Origin of the sequence: Candidatus Bandiella woodruffii, from assembly GCF_034359465.1 — a bacterium.
GTDB lineage: Bacteria > Pseudomonadota > Alphaproteobacteria > Rickettsiales > Midichloriaceae > NDG2.
Genome location: NZ_CP110821.1, coordinates 24,584 through 41,522 on the forward strand (window position 1 = coordinate 24,584; position 16,939 = coordinate 41,522).

24 protein-coding genes and 1 pseudogene are annotated in these 16,939 nt (G+C 33.9%); 10 read left to right on the forward strand and 15 right to left on the reverse strand.

Annotated elements, in window-relative coordinates; all coding sequences use genetic code 11:
- The 5 genes from Bandiella_RS06985 to ltrA form a co-directional block, all read right to left on the reverse strand.
- Entirely contained in the window at positions 1–255 is a 255-nt protein-coding gene (locus Bandiella_RS06985; RefSeq protein WP_323733468.1) for a type II toxin-antitoxin system Phd/YefM family antitoxin, read from the reverse strand.
- 422 nt (positions 256–677) lie between these two features.
- Positions 678–1,046: an IS1 family transposase gene (locus tag Bandiella_RS06990; protein WP_323733367.1), complete on the reverse strand. Its 369-nt coding sequence runs from the start codon at positions 1,044–1,046 to the stop codon at positions 678–680.
- Positions 950–1,423 (reverse strand): IS1/IS1595 family N-terminal zinc-binding domain-containing protein, encoded by a 474-nt coding sequence (locus Bandiella_RS06995; RefSeq protein ID WP_323733088.1) that lies wholly within the window; start codon positions 1,421–1,423, stop codon positions 950–952. The genes Bandiella_RS06990 and Bandiella_RS06995 overlap by 97 nt, the downstream gene beginning before the upstream one ends.
- Positions 1,424–1,482: 59 nt before the next feature.
- On the reverse strand, positions 1,483–1,941 hold the full coding sequence (locus tag Bandiella_RS07000) for a hypothetical protein (protein WP_323733469.1): 459 nt from the start codon (positions 1,939–1,941) through the stop codon (positions 1,483–1,485).
- Complete coding sequence (gene ltrA / locus Bandiella_RS07005; RefSeq protein WP_323732406.1) at positions 1,914–3,320, reverse strand: group II intron reverse transcriptase/maturase; 1,407 nt, start codon at positions 3,318–3,320, stop codon at positions 1,914–1,916. The genes Bandiella_RS07000 and ltrA overlap by 28 nt, the downstream gene beginning before the upstream one ends.
- A 533-nt stretch (positions 3,321–3,853) precedes the next feature.
- On the opposite strand from ltrA, the gene Bandiella_RS07010 reads away from it, so the two are divergent.
- The 4 genes from Bandiella_RS07010 (at position 3,854) to Bandiella_RS07025 (ending at position 6,384) form a co-directional block, all read left to right on the forward strand.
- Complete coding sequence (locus Bandiella_RS07010; RefSeq protein WP_323733450.1) at positions 3,854–4,102, forward strand: hypothetical protein; 249 nt, start codon at positions 3,854–3,856, stop codon at positions 4,100–4,102.
- 375 nt (positions 4,103–4,477) lie between these two features.
- A complete protein-coding gene (locus Bandiella_RS07015) occupies positions 4,478–5,026 on the forward strand; it encodes a thermonuclease family protein (RefSeq protein WP_323733470.1) in 549 nt (182 codons plus the stop codon).
- Between the two features lie 375 nt (positions 5,027–5,401).
- Positions 5,402–6,013, forward strand: a complete 612-nt coding sequence (locus Bandiella_RS07020) for a transposase (RefSeq protein WP_323732577.1) — start codon at positions 5,402–5,404, stop codon at positions 6,011–6,013.
- A gap of 20 nt (positions 6,014–6,033) precedes the next feature.
- Entirely contained in the window at positions 6,034–6,384 is a 351-nt protein-coding gene (locus Bandiella_RS07025; protein WP_323732514.1) for a transposase, read from the forward strand.
- Between the two features lie 408 nt (positions 6,385–6,792).
- Here Bandiella_RS07025 and Bandiella_RS07030 read toward each other — a convergent pair whose 3' ends face one another.
- The 3 genes and pseudogenes from Bandiella_RS07030 to Bandiella_RS07040 all read right to left on the reverse strand — a co-directional run.
- Positions 6,793–8,508, reverse strand: coding sequence for a hypothetical protein (locus Bandiella_RS07030; protein WP_323733471.1), 1,716 nt, complete (start codon positions 8,506–8,508; stop codon positions 6,793–6,795).
- Entirely contained in the window at positions 8,501–9,442 is a 942-nt protein-coding gene (locus Bandiella_RS07035) for a ParA family protein (RefSeq protein ID WP_323733472.1), read from the reverse strand. Before Bandiella_RS07035 ends, Bandiella_RS07030 begins: the two co-directional genes overlap by 8 nt.
- 162 nt (positions 9,443–9,604) lie before the next feature.
- Positions 9,605–9,865: pseudogene (locus tag Bandiella_RS07040) on the reverse strand (transposase); the annotation flags it as partial.
- A 208-nt stretch (positions 9,866–10,073) separates the two neighbouring features.
- Here Bandiella_RS07040 and Bandiella_RS07045 point away from each other — a divergent pair.
- From Bandiella_RS07045 to Bandiella_RS07060, 4 genes are all read left to right on the forward strand, one after another.
- Positions 10,074–10,271 carry a hypothetical protein gene (locus Bandiella_RS07045; RefSeq protein WP_323733473.1) on the forward strand — a complete coding sequence of 66 codons (198 nt, stop codon included), beginning with the start codon at positions 10,074–10,076 and terminating at the stop codon, positions 10,269–10,271.
- 371 nt (positions 10,272–10,642) lie between these two features.
- Positions 10,643–10,819, forward strand: coding sequence for a hypothetical protein (locus Bandiella_RS07050; RefSeq protein WP_323733474.1), 177 nt, complete (start codon positions 10,643–10,645; stop codon positions 10,817–10,819).
- Between the two features lie 18 nt (positions 10,820–10,837).
- Positions 10,838–11,230, forward strand: a complete 393-nt coding sequence (locus tag Bandiella_RS07055; protein ID WP_323732684.1) for a transposase-like zinc-binding domain-containing protein — start codon at positions 10,838–10,840, stop codon at positions 11,228–11,230.
- Positions 11,214–11,582 carry an IS1 family transposase gene (locus Bandiella_RS07060; RefSeq protein WP_323733367.1) on the forward strand — a complete coding sequence of 123 codons (369 nt, stop codon included), beginning with the start codon at positions 11,214–11,216 and terminating at the stop codon, positions 11,580–11,582. The genes Bandiella_RS07055 and Bandiella_RS07060 overlap by 17 nt, the downstream gene beginning before the upstream one ends.
- 99 nt (positions 11,583–11,681) lie before the next feature.
- Here the strand turns inward: Bandiella_RS07060 and Bandiella_RS07065 are convergent, their stop codons facing one another.
- The 6 genes from Bandiella_RS07065 to Bandiella_RS07090 all read right to left on the reverse strand — a co-directional run bounded on the left by Bandiella_RS07065 (position 11,682) and on the right by Bandiella_RS07090 (position 14,430).
- Positions 11,682–12,647 (reverse strand): tyrosine-type recombinase/integrase, encoded by a 966-nt coding sequence (locus Bandiella_RS07065; protein ID WP_323733475.1) that lies wholly within the window; start codon positions 12,645–12,647, stop codon positions 11,682–11,684.
- A 4-nt stretch (positions 12,648–12,651) separates the two neighbouring features.
- Positions 12,652–13,035, reverse strand: coding sequence for a type II toxin-antitoxin system VapC family toxin (locus tag Bandiella_RS07070; protein ID WP_323733431.1), 384 nt, complete (start codon positions 13,033–13,035; stop codon positions 12,652–12,654).
- Positions 13,028–13,276 (reverse strand): AbrB/MazE/SpoVT family DNA-binding domain-containing protein, encoded by a 249-nt coding sequence (locus Bandiella_RS07075; protein WP_323733432.1) that lies wholly within the window; start codon positions 13,274–13,276, stop codon positions 13,028–13,030. The genes Bandiella_RS07070 and Bandiella_RS07075 overlap by 8 nt, the downstream gene beginning before the upstream one ends.
- A 239-nt stretch (positions 13,277–13,515) precedes the next feature.
- The gene (locus tag Bandiella_RS07080; RefSeq protein WP_323733433.1) at positions 13,516–13,710 is read right to left on the reverse strand and encodes a transposase-like zinc-binding domain-containing protein; all 195 of its coding nucleotides are present in this window, start codon (positions 13,708–13,710) and stop codon (positions 13,516–13,518) included.
- A 13-nt stretch (positions 13,711–13,723) separates the two neighbouring features.
- Complete coding sequence (locus tag Bandiella_RS07645) at positions 13,724–14,092, reverse strand: IS1 family transposase (protein ID WP_407651284.1); 369 nt, start codon at positions 14,090–14,092, stop codon at positions 13,724–13,726.
- On the reverse strand, positions 14,005–14,430 hold the full coding sequence (locus Bandiella_RS07090) for an IS1/IS1595 family N-terminal zinc-binding domain-containing protein (protein ID WP_323732511.1): 426 nt from the start codon (positions 14,428–14,430) through the stop codon (positions 14,005–14,007). The genes Bandiella_RS07645 and Bandiella_RS07090 overlap by 88 nt, the downstream gene beginning before the upstream one ends.
- A gap of 158 nt (positions 14,431–14,588) precedes the next feature.
- Here Bandiella_RS07090 and Bandiella_RS07095 point away from each other — a divergent pair, with 158 nt between their 5' ends.
- Positions 14,589–15,623: an FkbM family methyltransferase gene (locus tag Bandiella_RS07095; protein ID WP_236870583.1), complete on the forward strand. Its 1,035-nt coding sequence runs from the start codon at positions 14,589–14,591 to the stop codon at positions 15,621–15,623.
- A gap of 206 nt (positions 15,624–15,829) precedes the next feature.
- Here the strand turns inward: Bandiella_RS07095 and Bandiella_RS07100 are convergent, their stop codons facing one another.
- Complete coding sequence (locus tag Bandiella_RS07100; RefSeq protein ID WP_323733477.1) at positions 15,830–16,120, reverse strand: transposase; 291 nt, start codon at positions 16,118–16,120, stop codon at positions 15,830–15,832.
- A 157-nt stretch (positions 16,121–16,277) separates the two neighbouring features.
- Between Bandiella_RS07100 and Bandiella_RS07105 the strand changes: the two genes are divergently transcribed.
- Positions 16,278–16,850: an IS6 family transposase gene (locus tag Bandiella_RS07105; RefSeq protein ID WP_323733478.1), complete on the forward strand. Its 573-nt coding sequence runs from the start codon at positions 16,278–16,280 to the stop codon at positions 16,848–16,850.
- Positions 16,851–16,939 lie beyond the last annotated feature (89 nt).

A 16,939-nucleotide genomic window follows, 5' to 3' on the forward strand; every position in this document is an offset into this window, starting at 1 on the left:
TTATTCTTCAATCAATTCCTTTTTGAGGAATTTCTGCTTTTCAATTTGTTTTAAAGACCTAGCAAGACGAGCAGCATTTTTAGGACTACGCAAAAGGTAAAGAGTTTCTTCAATGGCACTGTAATCTTCAAGAGAGATCATAACAACGGGCTTTTCATTCTGTCTGGTGATGATTAGAGGAGTGTGGTCATTGCAAACAGAGCTCATAGTTTTAGCAAAGTTTTTTCTTGCTTGAGTGTAGGTAATAGCGTCCATAAGTTTATATTTTGGTTATTTTGAATTTTTATCTAGGATACTACATAAGTACTTATATAGTCAACAAAAACCTTAAAGAGGATTTTTTATGAAGTTTTTTACCAATAATCTCAATAGAGCAAAGAAGTTAAAATTAAAACCTATTTAAACCCACCTTTAAAGCTCGTACAGCAACAATAAGCATCTAAACTATATATCCCTACCAGAAAACAAGAAGTAGCTCTAAAAACATTATTAAAACCTGATTAAATAGCATTAATGATTTTAATGGGATTTTGCAGATTAAAATGCTGGCAACAAATAGGGTTCTGTCGCATCTGTGAAAATTCAGTGCAAAAAGTGAAAAGTGAAAATTTCAAAGTGCGGAAAATCGGGAGTTAAAAATTCTTAATTTTTACTTTTTATTTCAAAAATTCAGAGTGTTAGCCAAAGATAGATATAAAATTGCCCTGCTCACTTAGGAAATTATTGTTATCCTCAAAATGTACCCAGAGCTTAATCGTAAGATCGACAACTTCTTCAGATTTTGAAACTACCTTTGTTTTTCTGGTCATTCTTGCAATTCTGTGCCTTGTGTTTGAGTTATTGGACTCAATTGAGAGTGTATGTTGTTTGCCAACAACATGTTGATGGCGAGGTATAACCTCTGAATAAACAGACCAATCGTCTGTGTAATAACTGCAATTATCTCTACTTATGATTTTCCACAATTTTCTAAAGGTTGTAACGTTACGCTTACCAACCACCCAGGCAACAACTCTCTTGAGCTCCCTACTATAGGCTTTCCATATCCATAATTTGTTTTTTTTGAATCTACAAAATGCCACATCTCATCTATTTCAACTTCTCTCAATTCTTCCGGCACTGTTGGTCTTGGTATCTTTTTAGCATACAGTATTATCCACTTATATACGCTAGTATGAGCTACTTTAAATAATTTCCCTAGCCATCTAAAGCTACTTTTTTCCATGCTGTACAATAACACTGCCAGAGCCTTCATCTCTGGCGAACAGCCTCTTAATTTAGTGCTTGTAAAATTACATCCACACTCTTTGCATTTATACCTTTGCATACCCCTAATATTACCATTCTTAACGTATTTACTGCTACTGCATTTTTTACACTCTGTATTCATATCTCTATTTTCTTTGTTGCTCGCTATATTCATTTTAGCATCTTATCTATCTTATGGCAACACTCCCCAAAAATTAACAGATGCGACAGAACCTATAGGATTGCAGCTATAGTGTCTTTGTATTTTTTATTAAAGGTAAGTTCTTTTTCCAAGTATAGATAGATTCCTAGATTCTCAAATCTAATGATACCATATGCATTGCTTACATTGTATCTATAATTTCTATACGAATCTAATTTGTGTTTATATTTTGTCCATCTATGCCCACACCCAATTGTATAATCTATATCAGGACTATATAGTCCTGTATAATTAAAATCTAAAATCAAGTTATTTGATAAATAATTATTACCAAGGTCTAGTATGTCAATTGGTGAATTATTAAAATTATCTAGCGTATATACATCTGACATATAATCAAAATTATTATACGAGACGCTGCTCTTAATAAATTGAGTAGCTTTGATATTAAGTAGTTTGCTGTACTTAATCGAGTAGAGAGATCCATTGCTGAATCTCCCTCTCACACCACCGTACAAGCGATGTCGCATACGGCGGTTTCAGATTTGTGTTTAACAAAAGATGTATACATGGAAAATAGGTTGTTCCTCTCAAAATACTTTAAATTGAGAGCCTGGTGAGCAGCATGAGATAGAGATTTTCTCCACCAACCTTTTCTAGAGCAAGCAAGTGACCAGCTAGATCGCTGAGATACACCATGAGCAGTTAGAAAAGTTTTGATCGAGAATTTTCTTTTACGCTGTTTTATCCTGTAAGAACGAAGACGCCTTCTAATCCAACCGTCCAGATGCCACAGAGGCTTTGGAAAGTCGGAACACTTAAAATAGTGAAACCAGCCTCTCGTAGCTTGATTTAACTCTCTGATTATTGTATCAAATTTAACACCTCTACTTCTTTTGGTGATAAGGCGAACCTTATCTTTGAAGAGAGATATAGATTCTCTAGCAATAATAGCAGAGCCATCTGTTAACAATGTAAATCCAAGGAATTTACGGTCTTGAACAGAGCTAGTAGCACTTTTAGTAAGATTAACTTTAAGTTTGAGCTTACTGTTAAGAAACTTCGTTATAGATGTAAGTACTCTCTGTGCAGCATTCTTAGAAGTAACATAAATGTTACAATCATCAGCGTATCTGACGAAAGAGTGCTTACGTAAATGAAGCTCTCTATCAAGTTCATGAAGCAAGATATTGCTTAGAAGAGGGGAGAGCGGTCCACCCTGTGGGGTCCCTAGGTCTCTCTTGCTCATTAAGCCATTTTGCATCATGCCTGCGTTTAAGAACGATCTAATCAGCTTTAAGAGCTTCTTATCAGAGATAGAGCGTGCAATTAGAGACATTAAAATGTCATGATTGACGTTATCAAAGAAAGCTTCTATGTCCATATCCACCACCCATGATTTACCAGACTTTACAAATTCTTTAGCTTTGGACATAGCGCCTTGCGCAGAACGCTTAGGTCTAAATCCATAGCTATTGTCCGAAAAGTGTGGATCAAACAAAGGTGATAAAACTTGAACTATAGCTTGCTGCACCATTCTATCAATTACTGTAGGTATGCCAAGCAAACGGGTTTTACCATTAGGCTTGGGTATTTGTACTCCTCTAACACAGGAAGGAGTATATTTACCGTTGATAACTGAAGATTGGAGCTCTTGGATAATCTCATCTAAGGACTCTTGTACTTCATTGATAGTTCTTTTATCGATACCAGGTGCACCTTTATTGCGTTTTACTGCTTTAAAGGCACTTTTGAGATTTGCAGTTTTAACTACATCCCCAATTACATCTTTTGCAAGGTCCTGGGGTATTCTAATTGCTGAAGTTACTCTATGCGCCTCATGATCAACAGCTCCAGTACTGCCTTCACTATTTGATCCGTGGATGGTATTGCTATCTTTTGCTACCATATAACTCCAAAATTAAAATTCCAGTACCTAACAAATCTAATTCAGGCCTTCCTCAAGAGAGGTACCGATTCTCTTAAGTACTATGCCTTCTGCTGACTCCTTTTATCCTGTCCTCTACTATTGCTAGCAAAGTAGCTTATACTCAAGCTAGATAAAAGGCCTCCCGGGGTAAGATGCAAGACCTCCATAAGGCTGAACTTGGTTTACCGCTATACACTTCCGCATAGAGGCGGGCTATTCCAGTTAATGCTAGGTTGCCCAGTTATAACGGCCTACTACCAAGTTTCTGTTCGTTTCAGCCTTACTTTGCCGTCAGCTTCCTTCAGCCAACTCCTCACGAAGTTAACCTTGCCTCAGCTAATGGACCGCTCTATCTCAGCCCATAAGGGACTTGAACCCTTTGCTCTTACCTCATGCCCGGCGCACATACCACAAAATACATCATACAAAATTACCACTCTTGGTTTTGTCTTTTTCCTGGCGCTTTCTAGTATGGGAGTGTTGCAAGATGGAATAAAGAAAGGTATAGTGGAGTGGATTACAGAATAAAGAAGAGAAAAATGTCATCAGCGCATCAAATAATAATGGTATGTTTGGATCAATTGGTTGGTAGTGAGCATCAATATCGCAAATTTAAGGAGCTGTTTAATTTTGGGGCAGCAGAGCAAGAGCTGAAGGGAATTGAATCTCCTGCTAATTATAAGGGATATGGTGTTTTACGTTTATTTAAATGCTTGTTGTTACAGTTTATGGAAGATTTGTCGGTTCTGTCGCATCTGTGAAAATTCAGTGCAAAAAGTGAAAAGTGAAAATTTCAAAGTGCGGAAAATCGGGAGTTAAAAATTCTTAATTTTTACTTTTTATTTCAAAAATTAACAGATGCGACAGAACCCATCTATTTGTAATAGAGAAGATATCACCTAACAGACACATATAAAACATGATAACATAATGAATAAGAGTAAAAAACAAATAACATAGAGAGAGAAAATAAATAAGGCAAAACTAGGATTGCTGGAATTGGCAAAACAGGTAGGGAATGTATTTTTGGCATGGAAGAAATGGGCTATAATAGGTACGCATTCTATAGATTTAAAGAGATATGGCAAGAATAGAGAAAGAGAAAAGAGAAGTGAAACGATGTTGGCAAAGTTTCTATGAAAAAAGCAACAAAGAATAAAAAAAAGGAATTGATGAAGAAGCGAGCTTTAATTGCGTTTTTAGGTGTTATGCTGGTCTTTTTTTATGAATATTATGGCAAGGATATAGGTTGTAAAGAAATAAAAGGTGTGGGAGTTAGAGTTGTTGATGGCGACACAATAGTATTGAATAATGAAAAGATTAGGCTAAAAGGAATTGATGCACCTGAATCAAAGCAGTGGTGCTGGTATATTGGAGATCATAAAGAAAAGATATCATATAAATGCGGAGTTGAATCAGCGAAATATCTAAGCAAGCTTATTGAGGGGGGAGAGAGGATAGAATGCACAAATGAAGGTAAAGATTTATATGGGAGAACGCTATCTTACTGTTATGTAGGTATAACAAATATAAATAGGGATATGGTTTATAAAGGCTGGGCAGTTGGATATGGCGAGTTTAAAGTAGAGGAATTGATAGCGATGTATAATAAAGCTGGGATTTGGAGAGGTGATTTTGAAATGCCATCTGAGTGGAGAAAAAAAAGAAAAAAGAGGAGGCGATAATAAGCATAGGGGAGAGGTATAGTTGGTAGGGTATAGAGTTGGTATGGGAGTGGGGTCGTTTAAGGATTGGCTGAGTATATTTAGTTTAAAGGTGTAGAGTTAGCTAGTGGTTGAGTTTTGGGTATATTTGTCAACGAGAGCCAAAGCGTATCCCGTTAGTAAAATTTTGGCATTGCTAAACAAATATAGTGTCAAAGAAGGAATGGATATACACAGATAATTCAGCCATATCAGCAGCTTTGGAATAAGCCTTGGTTTTTCGATTGTATCTCTTGATAAAGTCTCTGAGAGATCTATTTTTGGGCCTCAATATTATAGGTGTGCTTTTTACTTTGTGGGAGTGTTGCAAGATGGAATAAAGAAAGGTATAGTGGAGTGGATTACAGAATAAAGAAGAGAAAAATGTCATCAGCGCATCAAATAATAATGGTATGTTTGGATCAATTGGTTGGTAGTGAGCATCAATATCGCAAATTTAAGGAGCTGTTTAATTTTGGGGCAGCAGAGCAAGAGCTGAAGGGAATTGAATCTCCTGCTAATTATAAGGGATATGGTGTTTTACGTTTATTTAAATGCTTGTTGTTACAGTTTATGGAAGATTTGTCAGATCGTGAACTAGAAAGATATTTGAGTGACAGTGTTGCAGCCAAGTGGTTTTGTGATTTTGATTTAACCGAAGCCACACCTGATTATAGCGTTTTTAGTAGAATCCGCTCAAAGATAGGAACAAATTTGTTATCAAAAATCTTTGCCATTTTTAGAGATCAACTAAAATCTCAAGGATATATGAGCGAGGTATTTACTTTTGTTGATGCAAGTCACTTGATCTCCAAAGCTAATTTATGGGAAGAGCGGGATGAAGCCAGAAAACAAAAATATGAAAAACTTAACAACGAAGTCTTGCCTAAAGTCGCACATGATAAACAAGCCAAAATAGGGTGCAAGGGTGGTAGTAAATTTTGGTATGGCTATAAGAAAAACATGTAAGCGTAGATATTCAATCCGGAATGATCAACAAGGTTGCTATAACGCCTGCTAATGTTACCGATGCAAAGGGAGTTGCGCATGTTTTACCAAATAGTGGAGCAGTTTATGCTGACAAAGGGTATTGTGTTGCACCAGCAAAGAATGCAGCTAAAAGCAGAGGTATTCATTTTTGCGCCATCAAGAAAAACAATATGAAGCAAAAGAATTTTGACCTTGATCGATACTATACTTCCATAAGGGCTCCGTTTGAGAGGGTGTTTTCTCAAGATAATAAACGATTGCGATACATAGGAATTGCCAAAAATCAGTTTGCTGAATTTATGAATGCTATCTGCTTTAATTTAAAACGTTTAACGGTTCTTACTGCCTAAGCTCATAAAATCACGCTTCGCAGAATCAATAAAAAGCTAAAAATTACCATATCCCACCTCAAAGAAATCTTTTGAATTCTTGGGGAAACCAGTTTTTTGTTAATTTTTTTAGACCATGGTCCAAACTTCCTTAAATCAAACCATCACATTTATCCTTATTTTATCTTTCAACGCTCCCTGTTTACATTCTATTTTCTCCATTTTTCCCTTTCTTTTTTCCTTCCCTCTCCTTATATCACATTCTTTTCTTCTTTCCTATCCCTTTTAAAACACTCCCAAGTTAAAATGGTTCTGTCGCATCTACAATTGAAGATTAGTTTTGATAATTTTCTAGCATCGCTCTTGCTTAATTTTAGCTACTCATTTTTGTTTCTACACTGCAACATTTTTCTTATTATAGGAGCTATTTTAGGTGAGGTTTAATGTTAATATATTTTTTGCAAAATATACCTTTAGTATATTCGCTTCTTCTTGTGTCATTGTTTCATGGGTAAAGTTTTTTCTTTCTGTTATTTTCGCAAGTTCCTCATTTGTTTGCTTATCTAGCCATGCGAAATAATCTTTTATTGATCCTGTTTTTTGCAACATCTCTGTTATCCTTTTTACTTCATTTTGCTTCTGTTCTTTCTTCTTCTCTAAATATTGCTCTAATGCTTTTTCTTTTGGGTCTTGGTATTCTGTCATTACCTCTTTCGAATAGTGCAGTTTAAATATTTTTTCATCATAGTAACTATAAATGTTATTGTGTTTTCTTGAGTGCTCTTCTCTTATTTCTTTTTTTTGCTCATTGCTGAGGTTCTGATGCCATTTATAGAATGATTCTCTCTCTAGACTATCTATTAGCTCACATTCTTGATCTGCTAGCTTTCGTTTTGCTTGTTTCTTTTGTTGAATCAGTTCTTCTATTGCTATTTCTTTGGTGCTTTTATAGGTTGATTCTGTCCATGGCATTCCTTTCCTTAAGCTTCCATAAAATACTTTTAAGGGGTCTGTGTATTTTTTGTAATTATCTGGGTTATGTTTTATTCCATATGCGAAATGCCTTATTGATTCATCTATTGTTTCTGGGTCTAGTGCGTTTAGTTTGTATAATGCGATTAGATGATGTGGTTTAAAGTGTAGGTCTTCTATTAAGTGATAGTTTATGTTTTGCCATTCTTCTGGTAATTGCTCATACGTTAGTTTTGCGTTTTTAGATTCTCGGTCTTCATTAGATGGAGTTATACTTTTTGATTGCTGTGTGCTTGCGTTATTTAAGTGAGAATAATTATTTTTTTTAGAATTATCATAAACATCTTTGTTATGTATTAAAGCTTGATTTGAAAAATTTGTCGAATGATGTACATTTTTACTCCTAGATTTTAAAAGAGAATTTTCACTCTCTTCTATAGTAATATTATTTATATTATTATTACTATTATTATAACGTCTATATTTATAAAATTTATATAAACTTTTACAAAGTTCAAAACTAGTATAACCATTATAACCACTAAGAAAAGAAGAGGTTTTAATCAAACCTCTTTTCTTTAATCTTTTTATAGATTGTTGAATAGAATTTAAGCTATGACAGGTATTATCAGCCACATCTCTCATGTTAAGATTAATAGTGATAGGGGGGTTTTTAGATTTTAAGTTAGAAATTAAATAAATTATTACAGATAAAGAAACCCCCCTAATTTTATCAATACTATAAGTGTTTGTACCTGATTCTGTACCTGACTCTTTAGTGTTTGTACCTGATTCTGTACCTGACTCTTTAGTGTTTGTACCTGATTCTGTACCTGACTCTTTAGTGTTTGTACCTGATTCTGTACCTGACTCTTTAGTGTTTGTACCTGATTCTGTACCTGACTCTTTAGTGTTTGTACCTGATTCTGTACCTGACTCTTTAGTGTTTGTACCTGATTCTGTACCTGACTCTTTAGTGTTTGTACCTGATTCTGTACCTGACTCTTTAGTGTTTGTACCTGATTCTGTACCTGACTCTTTAGTGTTTGTACCTGATTCTGTACCTGACTCTTTAGTGTCATATTTTAGTTTATCTAATAAATTTTTATCCCATGCCCTCAGAGTGGTTTTTTTAAAATTTTTTCTTGGGGCGTAAGATTGGATATTAGGCATCTATAACTCCTTGAGTGATTTTACTAGAGTTTATAATTTCTATAGCTAATAAATTTACATCTTCTTTTGCAGTAGACGGCTTTGTATTATCAAATATACTTAAGTTATTAGCTATTGCATTTGGGAAATCTTGGCTTGTTCTAATAAAAGTATTAAAGATTTTGTTTTTATATTCTACCTTTGATAAAAGGTGGCTTAAAGTTTCGTGGGACAAAGAAGTTCTAGCATCAAATTTATTTAAAAGTATTTTTGTATCAATAAATTTTTCATATACCTTGAAAACGTTTGTATGTAACTCATTTAAAGTAATCTCTAAGCCTGATAAAGAAAATTTTTCAGGGTCTAATGGGATAATTATGCAATCAGAAGCCAAGGCGGCAGAAGATGAAGTTGCATTTAAAGAGGGAGGACAATCTATAAATACAAAATCATAAGAATGTTTCAAATTGTCTACAACTCTTTTTATTACTCTATCTACAGGTAAGTTATTTATAGAGAACATATTGTCTAGTACAGCATTGTCTATCCTGCTTGGTACAATGTCTAGTCCAGGAATAACATGAGAGATACATTGATTTATTTCATATTTATTTCTTAATATATCTATTAAAATAGGTTTATTTTCTGAGTTAATGCCACAGGCTTGTGTAAAATTAGCTTGTTGGTCTAAGTCTATCACTAATATTTTAGCTCCAAAAAGAGATAACCTAATAGCAGTTGCGAAAGATAGATTAGTTTTTCCAACTCCACCTTTTAGGTTCAGCCAACTCCAGCAGGTAGGCTTAAAAGTTAAATTAAATATTTTTTTTGCGCTTTCATGATTAAAAAAAACTTTATTTTTATTTTTTGAAAAAAATAAATTTTTAGATTTTAATTGTTTGTGTATAGCTGGAAGCGAAATATTAAGGAAATCAGCGGCTTCAGTAGCCAACATTTTAGGATTCATTGGTTAATATATTCTTAATAATATTAAAGCAAATATAAACCATATATTTTTAAAATTCAAATATTCAGTATTATTAAAGTTATAATATATTAAGTATTTATAAGTATAACTATGTTGATAATATTTTACATTCTTATTTAGATAATGTCGTCATGAGATTTTAAGCCAAAGAGATAAGCATCTAATCTGAATTGCGGCAAGGAAAGAAGCTGAATTTTTAGCATATCTGGTTGCAATTCCCCTCCATCTTTTAAGATGAAGAAAGGTGTTTTCTACAATATGCCTTATTTTGTATAAATCTTTATCGTATTTTCTCTGGGTGATTCTGTTCTTTTTAGGAGGAATAACAACTCTCATGCCCAATTCTTGGGCATGGTCAATTATGTAATTAGCATCGTACCCTCTGTCGGCGGTTCTGTCGCATCTGTGAAAATTCAGTGCAAAAAGTGAAAAGTGAAAATTTCAAAGTGCGGAAAATCGGGAGTTAAAAATTCTTAATTTTTACTTTTTATTTCAAAAATTAACAGATGCGACAGAACCCGAATTTGTAGTAGGTAAAAAAATAAATATATCTAGCAAGATATTAGAGCAAATGAAGCCTTATATAGGTCTTCGATATATGAATATAAAAGGACATAATAAAAAAAATAATAATATCCAAATAACTAGTATAGAAAACAGTAAATTACAAAAAATAATCGGCATAGATGTTATCCCAGTAAGAATGAGAGATAATGATATAGTTATCAAATTTATTTATTGGCATAATGACAATAAAAAAAATGGTTGTTCTTTAGAGATAGGCCTAAAATTATAAATAGACTGCTTGCATAAAACGTCTTTGTCGCATCTATTGGTTCTGTCGCATCTGTGAAAATTCAGTGCAAAAAGTGAAAAGTGAAAATTTCAAAGTGCGGAAAATCGGGAGTTAAAAATTCTTAATTTTTACTTTTTATTTCAAAAATTAACAGATGCGACAGAACCCACCAAACGACTCTATCATATTAAGAACGGCAGATTGCCCATTTACTCTTAGTAAAAAATATCCGCCGGTTGCAAAAGTAAAATCCATATAGGCTAGATCGCGTTTGTCATTCATCCATGTACGTACATTTGGGGTCATATATAACATATTAAAATAATAATTACTTAAGTAGAATTATACCATGAATTTATTGGAATTGCTAAATGAATATAGAGAAGATGAGAAAAAAAGGGTTCTGTCGCATCTGCGAAAATTCAGTGCAAAAAGTGAAAAGTGAAAATTTCAAAGTGTGGGAAACCGGGGGTTGGAAATTTTTAATTCTTAATTGGGAGTGTTGCCATAAGATAGATAAGATGCTAAAATGGGGAGTGTTGCCATAAGATAGATAAGATGCTAAAATGAATATAGCGAGCAACAAAGAAAATAGAAATATGAATACAGAGTGTAAAAAATGCAGTAGCAGTAAATACGTTAAGAATGGTAATATTAGGGGTATGCAAAGGTATAAATGCAAAGAGTGTGGATGTAATTTTACAAGCACTAAATTAAGAGGCTGTTCGCCAGAGATGAAGGCTCTGGCAGTGTTATTGTACAGCATGGAAAAAAGTAGCTTTAGATGGCTAGGGAAATTATTTAAAGTAGCTCATACTAGCGTATATAAGTGGATAATACTGTATGCTAAAAAGATACCAAGACCAACAGTGCCGGAAGAATTGAGAGAAGTTGAAATAGATGAGATGTGGCATTTTGTAGATTCAAAAAAACAAATTATGGATATGGAAAGCCTATAGTAGGGAGCTCAAGAGAGTTGTTGCCTGGGTGGTTGGTAAGCGTAACGTTACAACCTTTAGAAAATTGTGGAAAATCATAAGTAGAGATAATTGCAGTTATTACACAGACGATTGGTCTGTTTATTCAGAGGTTATACCTCGCCATCAACATGTTGTTGGCAAACAACATACACTCTCAATTGAGTCCAATAACTCAAACACAAGGCACAGAATTGCAAGAATGACCAGAAAAACAAAGGTAGTTTCAAAATCTGAAGAAGTTGTCGATCTTACGATTAAGCTCTGGGTACATTTTGAGGATAACAATAATTTCCTAAGTGAGCAGGGCAATTTTATATCTATCTTTGGCTAACACTCTGTAAAATCTAAGCTTTTTCAACAAGCCCATATCTTATGCTACCCAAATTTTAAAGGTATGGTATAGTCGGTCATTTATTTTGCAAAACAATACTTAAATATTCAACCCATGAGCAATATTATCGATCTCATCTTGAGAAGGTTTAGTATAACGAAATATTTGAGAGATAGAAGCATTGCCAGACATCTTTTGGGCAATATGTACTCCATGTTTATCAGCCACTCTTTTTAAAAAAGTATGCCTTAGCATATGTGGAGATAAATGAAACTTCTCCTCATCTGATAAAGTTAAAGAGGCATGAGCTGATATTCTTGCACAAATATAGCGTATTGCTCTAGTGGATAATCTTACTCCATTTCTAGAGAATATAGCCTGATTTGGTTTAGTTAATTTTTGAGATAAAATGTATTGCTCTAAGTATTTTCTAGGTTCGTCTGGAATTGGCACTTTTTTAGTGAAAATATTTCCTTTACGCTTAACATGATGAAACCCTTTAGCATAATAATGAGAAAGATTTAATGATACTAGTTCTGCTTCCCTAAGTCCTGTCGCTAAAAGAACAGAAAAAATAGTTATTTCAAGTAGAGGGTTTTGATTTTTTCTATTACATGCATTCAGTCGTTGTTCACAGGCCATTTTTAAACGCATTACTTGCTTTCTTGATAAACCATTCCAATGTGGACAGTCTTGAGTAATGTTTTTTACACCTTCAAAGGGAGAGCCAGCAAGCAAAGGTCTATGTTTCATCAACCATTTAGAAAAGTGACGCAGAGAATCTAAAGCTCTATTAATAGTTGCAGGTTTGTAGTTTTTATCTTGAAGAAATATTAAAAAGTGCTTTGTAACTGAGGGAGTCCAGTTATCAATATTGTCTTTACCAGTATACTCAATAAAAAAAGAAAGAAATTTCGATAAATCATTTCTCCTGGCTATTTCAGTTGCTTGAGAAGACCCAGAAACAAGTATTTTAAAATAAAGATTAGCGTAATAGAACAAGGTATTATTAGTTTCTTCAATTGATGTCAGATCAAATTTATTTATGGAAGCTTTGGTAAGCATAAAATTATCTAATTTGAGTAATTATGATATCAGTATGAAGTTTGCTCCAAGCCTTGTCTGCAGTATATACAGGCAAAGTAAGATGATCAGCAAGTGCTAAACACGCTCTATCTCCTAAAGATAAGCCTAAATGAGTAACTGACTTTTTTAAAAGTCCTGCTTGAATAGCAAGATTTTTATCAAATTGATAAACTTCAGGAATGAGGCAAAGTATTTTTTGAATATGCTCTATGGGAAGAGAAAGTTTTGAATTTAATTCGCTGACCACTTCAGAAATATTTACAGATGACATAATTGAATATGGCAACAGAGGTTCAACAACATCTTTGCCAGCTTCATTATTGACTAAAGCTAAAAAAGCAGAAGCATCAAGTATAACTTTATTCATCTTTTTCATCTTCATGTCGTGATTTACTTAAAGAGTCAGTTAGAGATATATGCTCCTTATTATATTGCATAACAATATTTTGAGCTTCTTTGACAGCTTGTTTCATAGTAAGGATGTTGATAGAATTATTATCATATCTAAGCAATATTTCCTCACCAGGATTAAGTTTCATTTTATTGCGAAGAGGTGCTGGAATTATAAGACGTCCATTTTCACCAAAAATAGCTCTATATTCTTGCATACTGTATAATTAATGCATTGTTGATAGTTAATAATATATTACACTAATAACATATATAAAGTCAATAATATAAAGAGACAAAACATATCGGAAGAATAGTAGGGTAGTTTTTTTAAAAGTTTAAATGGTGAGTTCTAATGTAGTAAAAGTAAAAAATATAGGTTTAATTCCGATAAGGTATCTTATCGGATGTAATGTTAAAATACAATGGCACCTCAACTTTTTTAACTTGACGGTGCCTACAATAACACTGCCAGAGCCTTCATCTCTGGCGAACAGCCTCTTAATTTAGTGTTTGTAAAATTACATCCACACTCTTTGCATTTATACCTTTGCATACCCCTAATATTACCATTCTTAACGTATTTACTGCTACTGCATTTTTTACACTCTGTATTCATATCTCTATTTTCTTTGTTGCTCGCTATATTCATTTTAGCATCTTATCTATCTTATGGCAACACTCCCAAAAAATAAAACAAGGGATAATCTTAGCATCTCAGAACACTTGCTAAAGCGTTTAGTCTTGCGATTTAATCTAGCAAGCATATCCCTTAAGGAGGAATTGAAGCTCTCAACCAAACAAGTTTCAGACTTTGTCTGCAGATGTATTTGAGCAATTTTATAATGACAATAGACCTCATACCCATCTGTACACATATAACGAATTTGGTATTTTTCTCCTAGCTCACGAGCTAAATCTACGTAATTTTCTTTATCACCTGAACCTACTTTAAACGCAACAGTTTTGAATCTGTCCCTATCGACAGCAGTCCATATTCTTGTTTTATTCTCTTTTTTTTGACGTATGTATATAGCTCATCCATCTCTAATATCTCTATACGCCTCTTATCTCCCTCTATCTTTTGATTCGTCACCATCTCATCTACTACTTTCCCTGCTTGTTTGATCCAATAAAATACTGTACTTAACGGGATATTTAATATGTGAGCTATCCTCCTAATTCCGCAGTTATTTAGATACATCTTTATCACCATGCTCCTCTCTTTATTACCATATTTCCAATTCTTCCTACCATCTCCTTCTGTAAAGTTTTTATTACAACTCTTACATTTGTATCTCTGCTTTTTCCTTGCATATCCATTTTTTGATACCTCTTTCCCTTTGCAATATTTACATTCTATTTTCTCCATTTTTCCCTTTCTTTTTTCCTTCCCTCTCCTTATATCACATTCTTTTCTTCTTTCCTATCCCTTTTAAAACACTCCGTTTTAACTTAACAGTGACAAAATTTGACTTTAATTGATTTTATGATACGCTTAGTAACTATATAAAATTATAAAACTAATATATGACAACACAAATCAGTTTTGATCACCCAATACAAGTTTATAAAAGCCAATATACTCATGGTCTAAAATTAGCTTTAGTGCCTAAAGAAGGCGCAGGTGTGGAAATTATAGAGAATGGAACAATTGAGCCAATTATAGAATCTATCATAAGTAATATTGTGCAAAAAGGCTTTTTTTGCCTTGACCTAGGCACAAATTATGGTCATCTAGCCATTTCTATGGCCTTTTCTGCTGGAGAGTTTGGTGAAGTGCATGCATACGAGGCAAACCCTTTGATACACGAGTATGCAAAGCTTAGTGCTTGGTTAAATGGATTAGAGTCTCACTCTCTTTATTTTTATAACTTCGCGATATCAGATGTGTCAGGAAAAGAGATATTGTTTGATGGTGGCGCAAGTACTTATGTTGGCAAAGTTTTAACCAATGACGATATTGAGTATTATACTTATGGCGCAATTAACTTGTTCACCGCCATCAAAAGTATTTTTGCTTACTTTGGCGTCATTTCTTATCAGTCTTATACCATGTCAGTAGACGATATAATGTCTAATCATGCAAATAAAACTTTAAATTTTCTTAGGGCAGATATTGAAGGTTCAGAGTGCAGAATGCTTCAAGGCGCTGTAAAGAGCATTCCCCAATTTCCGGATATTATCATTTTTATGGAATGGGAGCCAACATCTATAAAAAAACTCTCTACTGAGCAGGATATTTCTTTTTGCGTACAATTTTTAAAAAACGAGGACTTTAAACTCCTTCAACTTGATGTTAACTATGCAGATCTTGATCTGAAATTAACTAATGAAACTCTAAAATTAATAGATATCGAACATTTATTAAATAAAGGAGACAAAGGCGAGTACATTTTACTGCGAGATCTTAACGTTGTGGACTCAATTTTGTCTATTTGCAGTAATTGTAGAGATCATGATGTATTGAGTTTTGATAATAATACAAATATCCAGGATAGCTTTGGATTTTCCTCTTTCAATTTATCCCAAGAAATAACTTTTACAGAAACAGGGGATTTATAAAGAGCATAAACGAACGATTTGTAATATTGAATCTAAGTCAATGTGCATCGGCATGCTTTAGAAGCAAAGGTTAAGTCCCTTATCGCTGATGTAAAGCGGTCCATAAATTCAGGCAAGGCTAACTTCGTGAGGAGTTAGCTTGAAGGGCGATGTCAAGTTAGATAATGTCATCATGAGATTTTAAGCCAAAGAGATAAACATCTAATCTAAATTGCGGCAAGGAAAGAAGCTGAATTTTTAGCATATCTGGTTGCAATTCCCCTCCATCTTTTAAGATGAAGAAAGGTGTTTTCTACAATATGCCTTATTTTATATAAATCTTTATTGTATTTTCTCTGGGTGATTCTGTTCTTTTTAGGAGGAATAACAACTCTCATGCCCAATTCTTGGGCATGGTCAATTATGTAATTAACATCGTACCCTCTGTCGGCTAGTAAAGGCACCGTCAAGTTAAAAAAGTTGAGGTGCAAAAGGTATTGAGAGAAGAGGGAAAAAATAGTAAATTGGAGCAAAATAAAAAATAATAGAAAAACAATGGAAGAAAGAGCGAGCAGATACAGATATCCAATGGTGATAATAGGACATGCAGTTTGGTTGTACCACAGATTTAATTTGAGTTATAGAGACGTAGCAGAAGAGTTGTTATAAAGGGGTATAGAAGTAAGCCATGAAACGATAAGAGCATGGTGTATTAAATTTGGAAAAAGGTTTTTAGATATAATCAAGAAGAAGCAGAGGAAAGTAAAGGATAAATGGCATTTGGATGAGATGAGCATTAAAATTAACGGTAAATATTTTATTTTGTGGAGAGCTGTAGATGAAGATGGATATGAGATAGATGTCTTCCTACAGACCAGACGTAATAAAAAGTCTGCGATAAGGTTTTTATCAAGATTATTACAATCAAATCCAGTACCCAGAGTAATCGTGACAGATAAATTAAAAAGCTATACCAAACCTATAAAAGAAATGTGCCCTAAAACAGAGCATAGGCGCCATAAAGGATTAAATAATAGGGTTGAAAATGCACACCAACCAACACGCAGGAAAGAGAAATGCCTAATAAAATTCAAATCTCCTTCTGGGGTACAGCAAACTCTTTCTTTGATGGGAAAAATAAGGAACATATTTTCAGTAGATGTGGGCAGGTATATGTGCGCCGGGCATGAGGTAAGAGCAAAGGGTTCAAGTCCCTTATGGGCTGAGATAGAGCGGTCCATTAGCTGAGGCAAGGTTAACTTCGTGAGGAGTTGGCTGAAGGAAGCTGACGGCAAAGTAAGGCTGAAACGAACAGAAACTTGGTAGTAGGCCGTTAT